This window comes from Hymenobacter busanensis (genome assembly GCF_008727865.1).
Lineage (GTDB): Bacteria > Bacteroidota > Bacteroidia > Cytophagales > Hymenobacteraceae > Solirubrum > Solirubrum busanense.
On sequence record NZ_VTWU01000007.1, the window covers coordinates 258,391 to 274,728 of the forward strand.

General features: G+C 61.4%; 17 protein-coding genes. 5 read left to right on the top strand and 12 right to left on the bottom strand.

Annotated elements, in window-relative coordinates; translation table 11 throughout:
• Positions 1–103: 103 nt before the first annotated feature.
• Complete coding sequence (locus tag F0P96_RS18390; RefSeq protein WP_151080435.1) at positions 104–1,351, bottom strand: exo-beta-N-acetylmuramidase NamZ family protein; 1,248 nt, start codon at positions 1,349–1,351, stop codon at positions 104–106.
• A 50-nt stretch (positions 1,352–1,401) separates the two neighbouring features.
• Here F0P96_RS18390 and F0P96_RS18395 point away from each other — a divergent pair, with 50 nt between their 5' ends.
• Complete coding sequence (locus F0P96_RS18395) at positions 1,402–2,616, top strand: ABC transporter permease (RefSeq protein ID WP_235917523.1); 1,215 nt, start codon at positions 1,402–1,404, stop codon at positions 2,614–2,616.
• 127 nt (positions 2,617–2,743) lie between these two features.
• Here the strand turns inward: F0P96_RS18395 and F0P96_RS18400 are convergent, their stop codons facing one another.
• Positions 2,744–3,439 carry a peptidoglycan DD-metalloendopeptidase family protein gene (locus F0P96_RS18400; RefSeq protein ID WP_151080437.1) on the bottom strand — a complete coding sequence of 232 codons (696 nt, stop codon included), beginning with the start codon at positions 3,437–3,439 and terminating at the stop codon, positions 2,744–2,746.
• A gap of 299 nt (positions 3,440–3,738) precedes the next feature.
• Between F0P96_RS18400 and F0P96_RS18405 the strand changes: the two genes are divergently transcribed.
• Together F0P96_RS18405 and F0P96_RS18410 are read left to right on the top strand one after the other, a co-directional pair.
• Positions 3,739–4,845, top strand: a complete 1,107-nt coding sequence (locus tag F0P96_RS18405; RefSeq protein WP_151080517.1) for a ferredoxin--NADP reductase — start codon at positions 3,739–3,741, stop codon at positions 4,843–4,845.
• A 222-nt stretch (positions 4,846–5,067) separates the two neighbouring features.
• Entirely contained in the window at positions 5,068–6,810 is a 1,743-nt protein-coding gene (locus F0P96_RS18410; RefSeq protein WP_151080438.1) for a M3 family oligoendopeptidase, read from the top strand.
• Between the two features lie 81 nt (positions 6,811–6,891).
• Here F0P96_RS18410 and F0P96_RS18415 read toward each other — a convergent pair whose 3' ends face one another.
• From F0P96_RS18415 to F0P96_RS18445, 7 genes are all read right to left on the bottom strand, one after another.
• A complete protein-coding gene (locus tag F0P96_RS18415) occupies positions 6,892–7,242 on the bottom strand; it encodes a hypothetical protein (protein WP_151080439.1) in 351 nt (116 codons plus the stop codon).
• Between the two features lie 130 nt (positions 7,243–7,372).
• A complete protein-coding gene (locus F0P96_RS18420; RefSeq protein ID WP_151080440.1) occupies positions 7,373–7,966 on the bottom strand; it encodes a hypothetical protein in 594 nt (197 codons plus the stop codon).
• Positions 7,967–8,062: 96 nt separating this feature from the next.
• Positions 8,063–8,542, bottom strand: a complete 480-nt coding sequence (gene paaD, locus F0P96_RS18425) for a 1,2-phenylacetyl-CoA epoxidase subunit PaaD (protein WP_151080441.1) — start codon at positions 8,540–8,542, stop codon at positions 8,063–8,065.
• A gap of 103 nt (positions 8,543–8,645) precedes the next feature.
• On the bottom strand, positions 8,646–9,401 hold the full coding sequence (gene paaC / locus F0P96_RS18430; protein ID WP_151080442.1) for a 1,2-phenylacetyl-CoA epoxidase subunit PaaC: 756 nt from the start codon (positions 9,399–9,401) through the stop codon (positions 8,646–8,648).
• 15 nt (positions 9,402–9,416) lie between these two features.
• Positions 9,417–10,091 carry a phenylacetic acid degradation b gene (locus F0P96_RS18435; protein WP_151080443.1) on the bottom strand — a complete coding sequence of 225 codons (675 nt, stop codon included), beginning with the start codon at positions 10,089–10,091 and terminating at the stop codon, positions 9,417–9,419.
• 111 nt (positions 10,092–10,202) lie between these two features.
• A complete protein-coding gene (gene paaA, locus F0P96_RS18440) occupies positions 10,203–11,201 on the bottom strand; it encodes a 1,2-phenylacetyl-CoA epoxidase subunit PaaA (protein WP_151080444.1) in 999 nt (332 codons plus the stop codon).
• Positions 11,202–11,255: 54 nt separating this feature from the next.
• Positions 11,256–11,843: a TetR/AcrR family transcriptional regulator gene (locus F0P96_RS18445; protein ID WP_151080445.1), complete on the bottom strand. Its 588-nt coding sequence runs from the start codon at positions 11,841–11,843 to the stop codon at positions 11,256–11,258.
• 134 nt (positions 11,844–11,977) lie between these two features.
• On the opposite strand from F0P96_RS18445, the gene F0P96_RS18450 reads away from it, so the two are divergent.
• Both F0P96_RS18450 and thiL read left to right on the top strand, forming a co-directional pair.
• On the top strand, positions 11,978–12,616 hold the full coding sequence (locus F0P96_RS18450; protein ID WP_151080446.1) for a hypothetical protein: 639 nt from the start codon (positions 11,978–11,980) through the stop codon (positions 12,614–12,616).
• A gap of 56 nt (positions 12,617–12,672) precedes the next feature.
• Positions 12,673–13,710, top strand: a complete 1,038-nt coding sequence (gene thiL, locus F0P96_RS18455; protein ID WP_151080447.1) for a thiamine-phosphate kinase — start codon at positions 12,673–12,675, stop codon at positions 13,708–13,710.
• 74 nt (positions 13,711–13,784) lie between these two features.
• Here the strand turns inward: thiL and F0P96_RS18460 are convergent, their stop codons facing one another.
• The 3 genes from F0P96_RS18460 to rlmD all read right to left on the bottom strand — a co-directional run bounded on the left by F0P96_RS18460 (position 13,785) and on the right by rlmD (position 16,083).
• A complete protein-coding gene (locus F0P96_RS18460) occupies positions 13,785–14,159 on the bottom strand; it encodes a hypothetical protein (RefSeq protein WP_151080448.1) in 375 nt (124 codons plus the stop codon).
• Positions 14,160–14,237: 78 nt separating this feature from the next.
• Complete coding sequence (locus F0P96_RS18465; protein ID WP_420840980.1) at positions 14,238–14,561, bottom strand: GIY-YIG nuclease family protein; 324 nt, start codon at positions 14,559–14,561, stop codon at positions 14,238–14,240.
• A gap of 109 nt (positions 14,562–14,670) precedes the next feature.
• Positions 14,671–16,083 (bottom strand): 23S rRNA (uracil(1939)-C(5))-methyltransferase RlmD, encoded by a 1,413-nt coding sequence (rlmD, locus tag F0P96_RS18470; RefSeq protein WP_151080518.1) that lies wholly within the window; start codon positions 16,081–16,083, stop codon positions 14,671–14,673.
• Positions 16,084–16,338: the final 255 nt, after the last annotated feature.

A 16,338-nucleotide genomic window follows, 5' to 3' on the forward strand; every position in this document is an offset into this window, starting at 1 on the left:
GTTTCAACGAGCCTGTAACAAAACCGACTTCCACAAAATGTTTTGTTGCAGCCGGTTTTGTTGCCAAGAAGCGAGTTACACACTCGCTCCGTGGGCCCAGTCCTTACTTCTCCGCGTACAGCAAATATTTCTTGCGCATCTGCTTGTACTGCCCCAGCGCCGGCTCCCACGATTTGCGGATTTCCTTTTCCGAGCGGCCTTCGATGATCTGCTGGCGCAGGGTGGCCGTGCCCGTCAGCTGCTCGAAGTACTTGCCGAAGAACTTGTCCTTGGCCGTGCTCTGCTGGTAGAAATCAATCAGGTAACGCAGCGTGAGGCCTTCCGACTGGGCGGTGGGCAGCTGGCGCAAATCGAGGCCGTAGCACTCCTTGCCGTTTTGGGGCGGGGTGGGCGAGCCAGACGTGGGACGGGGCGTAAACTTGAACGGCCGCGTGCGGGGCTGCGTCGGCGCGCCGATGAACTCAAATGGCGCCTCGGTGCCGCGCCCCACGCTCACGTCGGTGCCCTCAAACAGGCAGATGCTGGGGTAGAGCGTGATGCTGTGGGCGGTGGGCAGGTTGGGGGAGGGGCGCACGGGCAGCACGTAGGGCGTGGCGTGGGTATAACCCGCCACCGGCACCACCGTGAGGGCGCATTGCCGCTCCCCGGCCAGCCATTTTTCGCCGTTGATCATCTGGGCCAGCTCGCCCACCGTGAGGCCGTGCAGAATGGGAATGGGGTGCATGCCCACAAACGACTTATGCTTGGGCTCCATCACGGGGCCGTCCACGAAGCGTCCGTTGGGGTTGGGCCGGTCGAGCACCAGCACGGTTTTGCCCTGCTCGGCCGCCGCTTCCATCACGTAGTGCAGCGTGCTGATGTATGTATAGAAGCGCGTGCCCACGTCCTGGATGTCAAACACCAGCACGTCGAGGTCGGCCAGCATGTCGGGAGTGGGCTTTTTGGTGGCGCCGTAGAGCGAGCGAACCGGCAGGCCGCTGCGCTGGTCTTTGCCGTCTTTGATGGTAGCCCCGTCGGCCGCTTCGCCCCGGAAACCGTGCTCAGGCGAAAAAATGGCTTTGACGGTGATGCCCTGGGCCACCAGCGTATCGACAAGGTGACTGGGCCCCGTGCGCGAGGTTTGATTCACCACCAGCCCCACGCGCTTGCCGCGCAGCTGGGGCAGGTATTTCTCAAACTGGTCGGCCCCCATTTGCAGCGGGCTGGCCGGCGGTTTAGGCGCTGATTGCGAAGCGGTAACAGCCCGAGTGGCGGCTGTTGCGAGGGCGTCGGTGGCGGGCTGGGCGGGGCGGGCGCAGTCCGAAAACGACAAAAACAGCGAACAAGCAGCGAGAATCACGTATGAGGCCATCAGCAGAGTGGGGCGTTGAAACTGACCCCGTTCGTGTAGCTTTACGCCCAGTGAACGTCTCGCGGTACATATCCCACAAGATCGACGGGGCCGACTCGGGTTCTTTCACCTCGTCGGTCACAAAGATAGCCATCATCAGCATCGCGCTGGGGGTGGCCGTCATGATTGTGTCATTTGCTATTCTGGAAGGGTTTCGCAACGAGATTCAAGGCAAAATCTTCTCGTTTGGCGCCCACCTCACCATCAGCAAGTACGACAACAATAACTCCCTTGAAGTGGAGCCCATCAACGGGGCCGAGCTGACGCAGGAGATGCGCAAGTTTCCCCAGATCAAGGGGGCGCAGCCGTTCGCCCGCAAAACGGCCATCATCAAAACCAAGGACGAGGTGCTGGGCATCGTGCTCAAAGGCGTCGACGAGAAGTCGGGGCCGTCGCCGATGCGCGCCAACCTGGTGGCCGGCAAGTTTCCCGTCTTCGCCGACTCGGCCGCTTCCGACGAGGTGCTGGTGTCGCGCAAGGTGGCAGACAAGCTGCGCCTGAAGGTGGGCGACGACGCCCTGTTTTACTTCATCCAGAACCCGCCGCGGGTGCGCAAGTTCACGGTGGCCGGCGTGTACCAAACCGGCCTCGACGAATTCGACGAAGTGTACGTGCTCGGCGACATTCGCCAGATTCAGGACCTGAACGGCTGGAACGACTCGCTGGTGGGCGGCTACGAAGTGGTGCTGAAAGACTTCCGTCAGCTCGATGCCACGGCCGAAAGCATGTACAACACACTGCGCTACGACCTGAAGGTGGACAAAATCACCGACCAGTACGCGCAGCTCTTCGACTGGCTGCAGCTGCTGAACCGCAACGTCATCATCTTTCTGCTGCTGATCATCTTCGTGGCCACGTTCAACATGGTGGCCACCATTTTCATCATGATTCTGGAGCGCACCAACATGATTGGCGTGCTGAAGGCCATCGGCGCCACCGACAACCAGATTCGGCGCATGTTTTTCTTCCGGGGCCTGAACCTGACGCTGAAAGGCATGCTGTGGGGCAACCTGATTGGGCTGGGCTTCTGCTCCATTCAGTACTTCCTGCACCCCATTCCGCTCGACCCGGAAAACTATTACATGGACCGCGTGCCCATCTTCTGGGACCCGGTTATCATCGGCGTTATCAACTTGGCCGTCTTCGTCACCTCGCAGCTGGCCGTGCTCATTCCCACGTACCTGATTGCCCGTATCAAGCCGGTGGTGGCTATCAAATTCGACTAGAACTAAGCCTGGCATTGCAAGGAGGAACGACGAAGCAACCCTCTCTGTTAGAAACCGAACGAGCCTGACCAACTGAATCTGTTTTCGGTTGGTCAGGCTCGTTCGGTTTGCGCTTGCCACGACAGGCTTATGGATTCAGCCAGCGGCTTTGCAGCACCAAATTGGGGTCGGGGCAGAAAGCGGCCCATTTTTCCCGGTCTTCAACCAAGCCCACGCCGGGGAAGTCGCCGCGGTGTTCCTGAATGTCGGTGATTAGCTGAAAGTGCAGGTGAGGGGGCCAGTCGCCGTTTTCGGGCCAGGGGCCGATGGTGGCAAAGGCTTCGCCCTGGGCTAGCCGCTGGCCGGCTTGCACGGCGGCCAGCTCGGCGCGGCTGAGGTGGCCGTAGAGCGAATAGAATGTAGTGCCCTCCAATTCGTGCTCCAGAATCACGGTGGGGCCGTAGTTGCCGAAGCTGTCGTTGTCGGCTACGCTGTGCACCACCGAAGGCATAAAGGCCAGCACCGGCGTGCCGGCGGCCATCCACACGTCTACGCCGAGGTGCAGGGAGCGGGCGGGCACGGCTGGGTCGCCAAACAAGCCGGGGCTGCGGCGGTAGATAACGCGGTTTTCGAGGTAGCCCCCCACGCCGATTCGGGCGTGCTGAGCCGCCAGCAAGTCGTTGACCAGCGCATCGAAAGCGGCGGTGTCGCGCAGGTCGGCATCGCGCACCACCGGGTTGGCGGCGCTGAAATCGAGCCGCGCCACCTCGGGCGCATTCAGGTCGACGGGCAAAACCGGGCCGAAAGCGGCTTGGTGACGGCGGAGCAGATCGGGAAGGAGCATGCGGGGGTGGTTGTCGGTTGCGAGTTAGCAGTAAAGTAACGTCATCCTGAGCGCAGCGAAAGACCTTCTTCCGCCAGCCCGACTCGCTGCGTGGTGAAAAACGCCTTCGTTCACGCTCAGGATGACGCACCAATCGACAAGCACCCGACAACTCGCCCCCGGCAACTGACAACTGACAAGCCCTTTTGCCGTACCTTGCACGCCCGTTGGCCGCGCAGAAAAACCGTTTGGCCGGCGGTCTGTTTCCCTGTTCCACCGAACCCCGTTTTCGCACGCCGCCCCTAGTGGCCGAGAACCGCATGAGCACCAGCCCGTACCTCACCCTTACCGTCGTCGACCTGACGCGCGAAACCGACGACTGCGTTACCATCCACCTCGAGCGCCCCGACCGGCAGCCCATTGCCAGCCAGCCGGGTCAGTTCCTGACGCTCATCGTGCCCTGCGGCGCGGGCACGCGCCCCGAGCGCCGCTCGTATTCCCTCAGCAGCACGCCCCACGAATCCCCGCGCCTCTCGGTAACGGTGAAGCGCGTGCCGGGCGGCTTGGTAAGCAACTACCTGCTCGACAACGTGCAGGTGGGCCAGCAAATGGAGGTAATGGCGCCGATGGGCAACTTCACGGTGGAGCCGAAAGCCGGCGCGGCACGGTCGTTGGTGCTTATCGGGGCGGGCTCGGGCGTCACGCCGCTCATGTCCATTCTGAAATCGGTGCTGCACACCGAGCCCCAGAGCCACGTGCTGCTGGTGTACGGCAACCGCAGCGAGGATTCCGTTATTTTCAAAGACCAGCTGCAGGCGCTGGAGCAACAGTACGCGGGCCGCTTCCAGGTAGAGCACGTGTACAGCCAGCCGCAAAACCCGGCGGCCGTGGCCCACAAAGGCCGCCTGAACCGCACCATGCTGCTGCGCATTCTGGAGCAGCGCCACCAGTTTCCGGCCGCCCAGGCCGAGTACTTTATGTGTGGCCCCGAGGGCATGATGACCGAAGCCCGCGCCGCGCTGGAGCTGCTGGGCGTGCCCGCCAACCACATCCGCCGCGAGAGTTTCGTGGCCTCGGCCGACTCGGCCGAAACCGCGGCTAGCCAGCCCGACGGCCACGGCACCGTGACGGCCGACGACGACGACGCCATTACGACGCGCACCGTCACCATTCAGTACGAGGGCACCGACTACCAGGTGGAGGTGCAGCCCAACCAAACCATTCTCGAAGCCGCCCTCGACCTCGACATCGACCTGCCCTACAGTTGCCAGGCGGGCCTGTGCACCGCCTGCCGCGGCAAGTGCCTTTCGGGCAAAGTGCACCTCGACGAGCGCGAAGGCCTGTCCGACTCGGAGCTGAAGCAAGGCTACGTGCTCGTGTGCGTCGGCCACCCGCTCACCTCCGACGTCGTCATCGAAATCGGGTAACCAAGCGGCTCGTTGCCGTGTTTCCTTTTTCGGCAACCGTTGTCGAAGCCCCGCCGGTTGTGCCGCTGCGGGGCTTCTGCGTTGGGGGCCGCGCCCACCGGTTGCTTTTCGCCAGAGTTCTTACATTCACCAGCCGCAACCGATTTTCTGCTGTGTAAACTGTGCCCCTCGGCCGTTTTCTACGTAGAAAACCTTCTTTGTCTTCGCTGTCGTTTCCTTTCTATGAGTTACTCCACACCAGAACTCACCGCCGACGTAACCACCCAAGCCCGGCCGCCGCGTCGGTACCTGCCCGAGTCCTTTGTTGTTACCGACTGGGCAGCCATCGAACCGTATTTCATTGAGCTGCGCGACCGGGCCATCAATTCGGCCGAGGAGCTGGAAAGCTGGCTGCTCGACCGCTCGGAGCTGGAATCGGTGCTGAGCGAAGACTTGGCCTGGCGCTACATCCGCATGACCTGCGACACCCAGGACGAGGAGCGCAGCACGGCCTTCCAGTATTTCGTGAGCGAAATCGAGCCCAACGCCGCGCCCTACGACCACGCCCTGAACGAGAAGCTGGTGCAGTCGCCCTACGCTGCCGGCCTCGACCCCGAGCGGTACCGCATTTTCCTCCGCTCCGTGCGCCGGGCACTGGAAATTTATCGGGCCGAAAACATCCCGCTCAAAACCGATATCAGCACCAAGCAGCAGCAGTACGCCGCCGCCGTGGGGGCCATGACGGTGACCCTCGACGGCGAGGAAATGACCTTGCAGCGCGCCTCCGACCGCCTCAAAGACACCGACCGCGCCAAGCGCGAGGAGGCGTGGCGGGCTGTGCAGGAGCGCCGCGCCCAGGATGTGCAGCCGCTCGACGCGCTGTTTGCCGAGCTGGTGCAGCTGCGGCACCAGATGGCGCTGAACGCAGACTTCCCGAACTTCCGCGACTACATGTTTGCCGCCCTCGGCCGCTTCGACTATACCCCGCAGGACTGCTTCGATTTCCACCAGGCCATTCACGAAACCGTGGTGCCGCTCATCGACGAGCTGGACCGGCACCGCCGCCGCGACCTGGGCCTGAGCGACCTGCGTCCCTGGGACTTAGACGTGGACGTGTCGGGCAAGGCGCCGTTGCGGCCGTTTGGCACGGGACAGGAGCTGCTAGAAAAAACCATCACCGTGTTTCAGCGCCTCGACCCGTTTTTGGGCGACTGCCTGACCACGATGCGCGACATGGGCCACCTCGACCTCGAATCGCGCAAGGGCAAGGCACCCGGCGGCTACAACTACCCGCTCGACGAAACCGGCGTGCCGTTCATTTTCATGAACGCCACCTCCTCGCTGCGCGACGTTATTACGATGCTCCACGAGGGCGGCCACGCCGTGCACTCGTTCCTGACGCGCCGCCTGCCCATGGGTGCCGACAAGCACCCGCCAAGCGAAGTAGCCGAACTGGCCTCGATGTCGATGGAGCTGATTTCGATGGACCACTGGGACGTGTTTTTCCAGGATGCCGACGAGCTGCGCCGCGCCAAACAAACCCACTTGGAATCAGTGCTCGAAACCTTCCCCTGGGTGGCTACCATTGACAAGTTTCAGCACTGGGTGTACGAGAATCCCACGCATACTTCGGCCGAGCGGCAAGCCCGCTGGGTGGAGGTGTTCGACGAGTTTAATCAGCGCACGGTGAACTGGCAGGGGCTGGAAAACTACAAGCCGTGGCTGTGGCAGAAGCAGCTGCACCTCTACGAAGTGCCGTTCTACTACATCGAGTACGCCATGGCTCAGTTGGGCGCCATTGCCGTATGGCGCAACTTCCGCCACGACCCGAAAGCCGGCCTCGAAGCGTACAAGCGCGCCCTGGCGTTGGGTTACACGGCTTCCATCGGCGAGATTTACGAGGCCGCGGGCATCCGCTTCGACTTCAGCACGGAGTACCTGCGCAGCCTCGCCGATTTCGTGCGCGAAGAAATGGCTCAGCTATAGACGTAGTGCCTACAACAGCAAGGCCCCGGCCAGACGATACTGTCCGGCCGGGGCCTTGCTGTTGACGGTTAGTTTTATGGGCTAGTTGGAGGCGGAGGGAGTCTGTCCGTTGGCTTGCTGAATGCAGCTGAGTTTGACGGTGGTGCCCACCATGCAAATGCTGCCGCGTGGGTCATCGGCGTAGGCAATGGTTACTTTCTCGCCGTCGTGCTTGGGGTAGGCCTCCCACATGGCGCCGGCCGGCTCCAGTCGTTTGCCGTCGGCCAGCTCCAGCACGTAGCCGCAGCCATCGAGGCCGGCGAGGTTGCGCACCGTGGCGGCCGTTGTGCAGGCGGGAATGGGCTCTTCGCCTTCTCCGCACATAGTTTGGCACTGGAAGGCAAATTGGGTGCAAGCCATGACGAGCAGCAGAACCGGAAGTCGACGACGCATAACGAAAGCAGGTTGGGTGTGCTTTGAAGATGGCGGACGAGTTGAGTAAGGTTGCATCCCGTAGCGAAACAGCCGTAAAAAAGCCGGCAATGCTGTATTGCCGGCTTTCGAACACCTGCGTTGGCAAGGCTTAGTTTTTCAACTCGAACAGCGGCAGCGGCTGCAGGTTGGCGTATTTGCGGCCGGCTTGTTTGAGCGTTTCGGCGTGCAGTTGCAGGTAGTTGTTGTACATCTTGGCGGCGCGGTCGTAGCGCACCCGGTAGCCAATTACTTCGTCGTCGGCAGCCCGAATGGCCGCGGTCAGGGCCTCCACGTCTTTGTTTTTATTGACTTGGGGCTCCACTAGGTTGTACACCGCCCGCAGCACCGAATCCTGGGCCAAGTCGTAGGCATCAATGCGCTCAGACGACGCCATGGTTTCCTGGTCGTAACGGATGCCCACCAACTGGTCGTTGGCGTTGTCGAGGCGCCGGATCAGGTCTTTGTTGCTGCCGGGCAGGCGGCGCAACTCCTGCAACACGGCCTTGGTGGCCACCAGCTTCTGGTTGTCGCTGTCGCGCATCACGCGCCAGCGGGCTTCCACGGTGTCGCGCAGCACCTTGAGTTGGGTGCGGGCGGCGGTAGGGGAAGTAGGGTCGAGTAGGACGGGGGTATCGGCCGTTTTGCGGCACGAGGCAGCTGCCAGCAACAGCAGCAGCGGAAGGTAGATCAGCAGTTTACGCATAACACAGGCACAACGCCGGGCCGCACAAGATTATTCCGCACCGAGCGTAGTTAGCGAAGAAAAGGCAAAACCAGCAGCAAACCTATTCGGCTGCGCCTACACCGGCTTAAACTGCTCAAAGCCCTGGCGGCAGTCGTTGCAGTAGTGCAGGGCACGGCACAGCGTGGGGCCGAAGGGCGAGCGGAGCGTGGTGTTGTGGGAGCCGCAGTTGGGGCACTCAGCGTATTCCAGAATGTCCAGATCGACGATGCCCTGGTGCATGGGCGGCGGCGAGAGGCGGTGGGCACGCAGGGCCTCGCGGCCGCGCTCGGTCACCCAGTTGCTGCTCCAGGCTTCTTCCAGCGACATTTCTACGGTGAAATCGGCCACGCCGTGTTCCCGCAGCACGCGCTCCACGTCGCGGCGCATGTAGTCCATGGCCGGGCAACCCGAGAAGGTCGGCGTCATGCGCACGGTCACGTGGCCGGTGTCAGCAATACGCACGTCGCGGATGACCCCCAAATCCACGAGCGAAATCGTGGGAATTTCGGGGTCTTTGACTTCCAGGAGCCAGTCGAGTACGGTTGCCTTGTCCATTTTAGTTGCCAGTTGCGGGTTGCCCGTTGCCAGTTGGGAGTTTTGAGGTGGTCGTAAGTTTGGAACGAACGGACAACTCGTAACCCGCAACAGACAATTCCAATTACCAGTCGGCGGTAGGGTCGAGGCGGAACACCTCGGCCATTTCGTCGAGCAGGGGTTGCAGGTGCTCGGTGTGTGCGCCGCCGCGGCCGCCGAAAACGGGCGTGAGCGTGGTCAGGTCGGGCAGCTCCAAGCTGGTTTGGGCCAGCACTTTCGTGATGCTTTCCTGCCAGCGGGCTTTCAGCGCGTCTTCGCCGGGAAAGATACCCTCGGCAATGATGGCTGCTTCCTGCGCCGTGGTTTCGAAGATGCCCAGTGCGTAGGGCAGCGTGTCGTTCAGCGCCTTTTGCAGCATTCCAATGGCTTCCTCAGTGCTGGTACCCAGTTGCTTCACCCAGGTGTTGGCGTGCAGCACGTGGTACTTCAGCTCACCTTTCAGCTTGCGGGCCACCTGGGCCAGCGGCTCGTAGCTGCTGGTAGCCAGCAGTTCGAAGCGCAACAGCTCGGCGTGGTCGAAAAGGAAGTGACGAATGAGGCTGAAGGCGTAGTCGCCGATGGGCAGCTCTACCAGCTGGCAGCAGTGAAACTGCGGCGCGTTGCGGGTAAAGGCCACGGTATCGGGCTCGGCTTCGCCCAGCTGGTGCAGCAGGCCGTAGAGCTGCAGGCTGTGCCCCAGCTTGTCCTGCGCCATCGAGGAAAACGCAATGTCTTCTTCCAGAATGGGGCCGAGGCCGTTCCATTCGGAGTTGCGGTGGCCGAGGATGAGCTGGTCGTCGGCGAGGCGGTAGAGCAGGTCTTTGAGCGCGTCGGTGTTCATCGGGGGAGGCAGAAATCAGTTGGCAGGGGAGGCAGCTTGTTCCTGCTTGAATCGGTCGATGCGGTCCTGCACTTTATAGGCAATGGCGTCGCGGTACTTCTTCTCGGGCGTGGTACTCCAGATGTCGCGGTCCTCCTCGTCGGAAGTCAGCACATCGGCCCAACGCACCACCCACACGTTCACCACCGGGCGCTGCTCGCCAAAAGCCGCCTTGGCTTGCAGCAGCGCTTCGGCCGGCGAGGCGGCACGCACCATGCCCACGTGCACGTGTGCCTTGCCGCGCTTCTTGAGGTGAAAAATGGCGTAATCCTCTTCGCCGCGGGCATAGGCTTCGGCTTGCTGCATGCTCTCGTCGGGTGCCGCGCCAGCATGGGTCGGCAGGCTTTCCGTCAGCGTGTCGTACACCGATTCGGTATCGCCGACGTACCTAGTCAGGCTGATGGCGCGGGTGGGCGTGACCCACATGCCGGTGCATGGGAATCGGCGGCTGTATTGCTCTTTGGCAAACAGAAACGCCACGTCGGCCGAAGGCGCGTGCACCGGGCCCACGTAGGCGTAGGCGGTGCCGTCTTTTTTCTGGTGAAAGACCTCGAAGGTCTCAAACTGGTCCAGCGCCTCTTTGGGCTCGATGGTCGGCTGCGAGTCGGGCAGCCCGAGCCGGGCAATGCGCGGGTCGAGGGAAGTCAGCATAACGGGGAAAGGGCAGGGGAGAAACGGCAGAACGAGCGAACGAACCGCGGCCAAAGTGGGGAAAACCTTCCGCCGCGAGTTCGTTGCTCATTCAACCCGTCGCCAACAGGCTTAGGCCAGCGGGCGAACGTACTTGGGAGCTTGCTGCTTGGCTTTGAGGGCGCGGCGCACCCAGGCGCCGTTGTCCTCGGCCGCACGGCGCACGGCCAGGCGCTCCTTGTTGCAGGGACCGTCGCCGTTAATCACGCGCTTCAGCTCCTCCCAATCGGGCTCGGTGTATTCCCAGCGGCCGGTTTCCTCGTTTTTGCGCAGGTTCGGGTCGGGAATGGTCAGGCCGATTTCCAGAATCTTCGGCACGTACATGTCGAGGAACTGCTGGCGGCAATCGTCGTTGGAGGCCATTTTTACCTTCCAGCGCATCAGAATTTCGGTGTGCTGGCTGGCTTTGTCGGCCGGGCCGAAGAACGTCATGATGGGCGGCCACCAACGGTTAAGGGCTTCCTGCATCATGCGGCGCTGCGTGGGCGTGCCGGTGGCCATGTGCACCACGGCGTCGTGGCCGTACTTGAGGTGAAACGACTCCTCGGCACAAATCCGCTCCAGGGCGCGGCAGTAGGGACCATACGAGCCCTTGGCGTTGGCCATCTGGTTGACGATAGCGCCGGCATCAATCAGCCAGGAAATGACGTTTGAGTCGGCCCAGGTGGGCGTGGGGTAGTTGAAGACGTTTGAGTACTTCGACTTGCCGTTGATGAGGTCGGTAATCATGTCCTCGCGCGTTTTGCCGAGGGTTTCGGCCGCCGAGTACAGCAGCTGCGCATGGCCCACTTCGTCCTGCACCTTGGCCATCTGGGCCATTTTGCGGCGGAAGCCGGGCGCACGGGTAATCCATGTCCCCTCGGGCAACGAGCCGATGATTTCAGAGTGCGCGTGCTGCTCAATCATGCGGATGAGCTGCTTGCGGTAGAGCGCCGGCATGTAGTCGTCGGGCTCTATTTTCTCGCCGCGGGCAATGCGGGCCTCAAACGCGGCCAGCAGCTGCGGGTCCTCGTTTTCGAGGCCCGTGGAGGCGTTGGCCGGAATGTCGTGGGTGCTGGCAGATCCGTACATGGCGTTGGTGGTGTGGAGTGCGTAGGAAGTCGAGGGGAAACGAGAACGGGCAGATCAATTGGCCAAACCGCCCAGCAATTGGTCGGCGAGGCGTTCGGCAATTTGCTCGGCGCCCAGCTTGCCATCGGGGCGGTACCAAGAGGGCAGCCAGGCGAGGCTGGCCAGCAGGGTGAGGGCAGCAAAAGCGGGGTCGGGGGTGTGCAGCTCGCCGGCTGCTACGCCGCGGGCAATCAGTTCCCGGAAGCCAACCTCGTAGCCGTGGCGCAGCTGCAGGAACTCGCCGTGGGCGGGTTCGGAAAGGTGCCGCCACTCGTGCATAAACACCGCCGACGCGTCGACGTGGTGAATGAGCACGCGCACGTGGCTTTCGATGGCGCGGCGCAGCTGCGTGGCCACGGGCGCCGAGGCATCGGCGGTGGCGTTGCGCCAGCCGGCCATAAACTCGTCGGCCAGCCGGAAGCAGATGCGGTGCAGGATTTCCTCCTTCGAGCGGATGTGCGAGTAGATGCTGCCCGCCTCAATGCCCAGCGCCGCGGCCAACTCCCGCATGCTGGTGGCCGCGTAGCCGCGCCGCCGAAACAGCGCGGTGGCCGTCTGGTCGATTTGCGCCTTGCGCGAGAGGGTGGGAGAGGCGGTTTCCATACAGTGCTGAAGTCCCAACAAATGTATGGTTCCTAACGTTCGTTAGCAACAATTTGTTGGCATCTATTTAACGGCAAGAACTAAGGAGTATTCCTGCTTATTTGTTGTTTGCAGGCTGATTCTAATGTTGAGAAATGAAGTTCTGTACGCAATTGCTTTTGGTATGTGGGCTGGCCAGTTGTGCTTCCGATTCCGGCTCTTCGCCTACAAATAATGGAGCTGATGCATTTATTAGCCATCCAAAGGCGGCTAAAGAAGTTGAGCCGGCTTTGGAAAAAGGGTCAAGAGAGGCGGTAAGTAAATTTCTGCAGTGGTATCAGGTACACATGCCGCAACTAGAGGCGCAATTGGCGGCGACAGTGAGCAAGCAGGGTCAAGGAGACACCGCGCATTATCAGGTGAATTTTGCGTTGGCCGAACGCTACGTACTCACCTTGGCAGAATCGAAGTTGTTCAGCAACCAGTTTCTGGCAGACCAACGAGCCCAATTTCAACGCAGCAACGCGACTCTTTTCCGCACCCGGCAGGCCTACGGGCCACCGGTTGGCTTTGAGTTCGGTTGGCTGCTTTACACACCTCAACCTGGCAAAGTACTGGCCAATGCCTTGCGGGCGAAAACAACGGAAGTCACTGCAACACCAGAGGGGCAAACTCGGGTACGGCTGTACCTTCCGAGCAGTGGCTACTTGGATTTCGAAGTTGTCGAGGAATCGGGGACGCTCAGAATTGCCAGTATTATGCCCAACGGCATCGAGGTAGAGGCTGAGGGGTGATATTGGGCAGGCGCAGCTGTTACCTTTGCGCCCCGCTCACCGTAGTGTCCGTTGCTATGTCAGAACAAGTCACCCCGCTCAATCAAGTCGGCGAAATCGGCCTGATTCGCCTCATTCAGGATACCATCACGCTGCACCAGCCCAGCTCGGTGCTCGGCATCGGCGACGATGCCGCCATTCTGGCGCCACCCGCCGAGCACGACATCGTCGTCAGCACCGATTTGCTGGTGGAAGGCGTGCATTTCGACCTCTCGTTTTGCCCGCTCAAGCACCTCGGCTACAAGGCCGTGGCCGTGAACGTGTCGGACATTGCGGCCATGAACGCGCTGCCCACCCAGATTACCGTGAGCCTGGCCCTGCCCGGCCGGTTTTCGGTGGAGGCGGTGCAGGAATTCTACGAAGGCGTGCGCCTGGCCTCCGAGGCCTACCGCGTGGACGTGGTGGGCGGCGACACCACCAACTCGCGCGGTGGCCTCGTGATTTCCGTCACGGCGCTGGGCACGGTGGCCCGCGGGCAGGCCGTGCGCCGCTCGGGTGCCCGCGTCAACGACCTGATTTGCGTGACCGGCGACCTGGGCGCGGCCTACCTCGGCCTGCAGATTCTGGAGCGCGAAAAGCAGGCCTACCTCGCCGACCCCGAAACGCAGCCCAAACTTGACGCCTACGACTACGTAGTGCAGCGCCAGCTGCGCCCCGAGGCCCGCATGGACGTGATTCACATGCTGCGCGACCTGAACGTGACGCCCACCAGCATGATTGACATTTCCGACGGGCTGGCTTCCGAAATCATGCACCTCTGCGCCGCCTCGGGCGTGGGCGCCACCATCTTCTCCGACCGCCTGCCCGCCGACCAGCAGGTGTACAACGTGGCCGACGAATTCCGCCTCGACCCGGTGATGTGCATCCTAAACGGCGGCGAAGACTACGAGCTGCTCTTCACCGTGCCGCTCACCGACTTCGACAAGCTCAAGAACCACCCCGACGTGACCATCATCGGCAAAATCACCGAGGCATCGGAAGGCGCTATTCTGGCGGCGAAGGGCGGCAACGCCGTGCCACTGCGGGCGCAGGGCTGGTCGCACTTCGGAAGATAGGCACTGCACCTTGTGAAAAACAGAAACGCCCGCGGCAGTTGTCGCGAGCGTTTCTGTTTGGTTCTGCTTCCGGCCTAATCCTCCGGGTAGGGCACGAAGACGAACTTCGTGAACTCGCCGTCGGCGACGAAGAGGCAGCAGAATTCGTCGGGGTCTTTGTAGGCGGCCTGGAAGTCGTCGATGCGCTCGGGTGCGATGCCACCCTGCTGCACGAAAATGTCGAGGTAAGAGGCCAGCACGTACCACTCGGTGGCCATTTCATCGGGCGAGATGAGCAGGGAGCCGAAGGGCACGGGCATGCGGGCAAACACGAAGATGGGGTACTTCGAGATGCCGCGCTTGCGGATTTGGTAGGAGGCTTCCTTGAGCGTATCCGATACCACGGCGAAGTCCTTGGTGATGGTGCCGAGGTATTTGCCGCTCAGTTCGGGGTCATTGGCATAATCCATGGGTGGGGTGCGTTAATCGTGTTTAGCGTGTCATCCTGAGCGAAGCGAAGGACCTTATCACGTGTCACTGGAAAACAATTAGACAATTAAGAACTCTCGTTCTGGGTTGAGCGAATCAATCAACAACTCCTTTTTAGCGCGCGTCCAGCCTTTCAATTCCTTCTCGCGGGCAATAGCCGTCATGCTGCTCTGATGCACTTCGAAATAAACCAGATTGTAGCAGAAATACCGCCCGGCAAAGGTTGCTGGCTGGCCTCGGTTTTCGTAGTGCTGAGCCAATCGAGAGGTCAGATTATTCGTCACGCCAATGTACAGTACCGACTTGGCCGGGTTAGTAGTGATGTACACGTAATACGGCATGATGACGGTAAAATAAATTCTGTCATCCTGAGGCGTAGCCAAAGGACCTTCTCATGGTAAACCGAGCCGTCTTTACGACAGCCGTTCAACTGGCATAAGGTCCTTCGGCTACGCCTCAGGATGACGAATAACTTCTATGCTGGCTTCCGTTCTACTTCAGCTCCAGCAGCACCACGTTTTCTACGTGGTGGGTGTGCGGGAACATGTCCACCGGCTGCACGCGGGTTACGCGGTAGGTATCGGCCAGCAGCTCCAGGTCGCGGGCCTGGGTGGCGGGGTTGCAGCTTACGTACACCACGCGCGGGGCGCGCAGCTCGATGAGGCGCTGCACCACGTCGGGGTGCATGCCGGCGCGGGGCGGGTCGGTGATGATGACGTCGGGGCGGCCGTGCTCGTCGGTGAAGTCCTTGGTGAGCACGTCCTTCATGTCGCCGGCGTAGAATTTGGTGTTCGGCACGCCGTTGATTTCCGAGTTCAGCTTAGCGTCTTCAATGGCCTGCTCCACGTACTCGATGCCGATGACCTCGCGGGCCTGCTTGGCCACAAAGTTGGCAATGGTACCAGCGCCGGTGTAGAGGTCGTACACCAGCTCGGTACCCGTCAGGCCGGCGAAGTCGCGGGTGATTTTGTACAGCTCGTAGGCCTGCTCGGAGTTGGTTTGGTAAAACGACTTCGGCCCCACGCGGAAGCGCAGGCCTTCCATCTCTTCGTGGATGTAGGGCAGGCCCTTGTAGCACACCACGTCCAGGCCGTCGAGCGAGTCGTTGCCCTTGTCGTTGAGCACGTAGTTCATCGACGTGACTTCCGGGAACAGCTCCAGCAGGTGGTCGAGAATGACGGGAATGAGCTGGTGCTGGCGGTAGAACACGGCCACCACCATCAGCTCGCCGGTGCTCTTGGCGGTGCGGATGGTGAGCGTGCGCAGCAGCCCGGTATGCTTGAAGAGGTTGCCGAAGCGCAGGTTGTTCTGGCGGGCGTAGTCGCGGAAGGCCAGGCGAATCTGGTTGCTTGGGTCGGGCTGCAGCCAGCAGTGCTGGATGTCGATGATCTTGTCGAAACGGCTGGGCAGGTGGTAGCCCAGCACGCGGCGGTCGTACTGCTGCGTTTCGTCCGCAATCTGCTCCGAGGTCAGCCAGCCATTGTAGCTGAAGGTGTATTCGAGCTTGTTGCGGTAGTAGGTCGTCTCCTTCGAGCCGAGGATGGGCATGATGTCGGGCAGTTCCACTTTGCCGATGCGCTGCAAGGTGTCGCTCACCTGCTGCTGCTTGTACTGGAGCTGGGTTTCGTAGCCCAGGTGCTGCCACTTGCAGCCGCCGCAGGTACCGAAGTGAATGCAGAAGGGCTGCACGCGCAGCTCGGAGTACTTGTGGAAGTGCACGGGCACGGCTTCCAGGAAGCTCTTTTTCGACTTGGTGATGCGCAGGTCGACCACGTCGCCGGGCGCTACGCCCGAGACGAAGATGACCAGGTTGTTGTGGCGCACCAGGCACTTGCCTTCGGCGACCATGTCTTGAATGACCACTTCGCGGAGGTCCTCCGCGGGGATTTTCTTCGGGTTGGGCATTACATCGTTCACGGGTGCAAAGATAAACCACGGATGCGAGCGGATTTTTCTGGATTTCGCGGATTTTGTGGACGGCCCGGGCTGCTGCTCGAACCGCTGGTATACCTGATGAACAAGCTATAAACGGGTTTCCGCTCGTGTAAGAAGGTGCTTTAGTAGCTTCGATTGGTTCTACATCCGTTTCGCGTGTTTCTACGTTGGTCTTGTCCGCTTCTAAGACGGTTTCGCAGCTTCTAAGAGTCTTTCGGCCGCTTC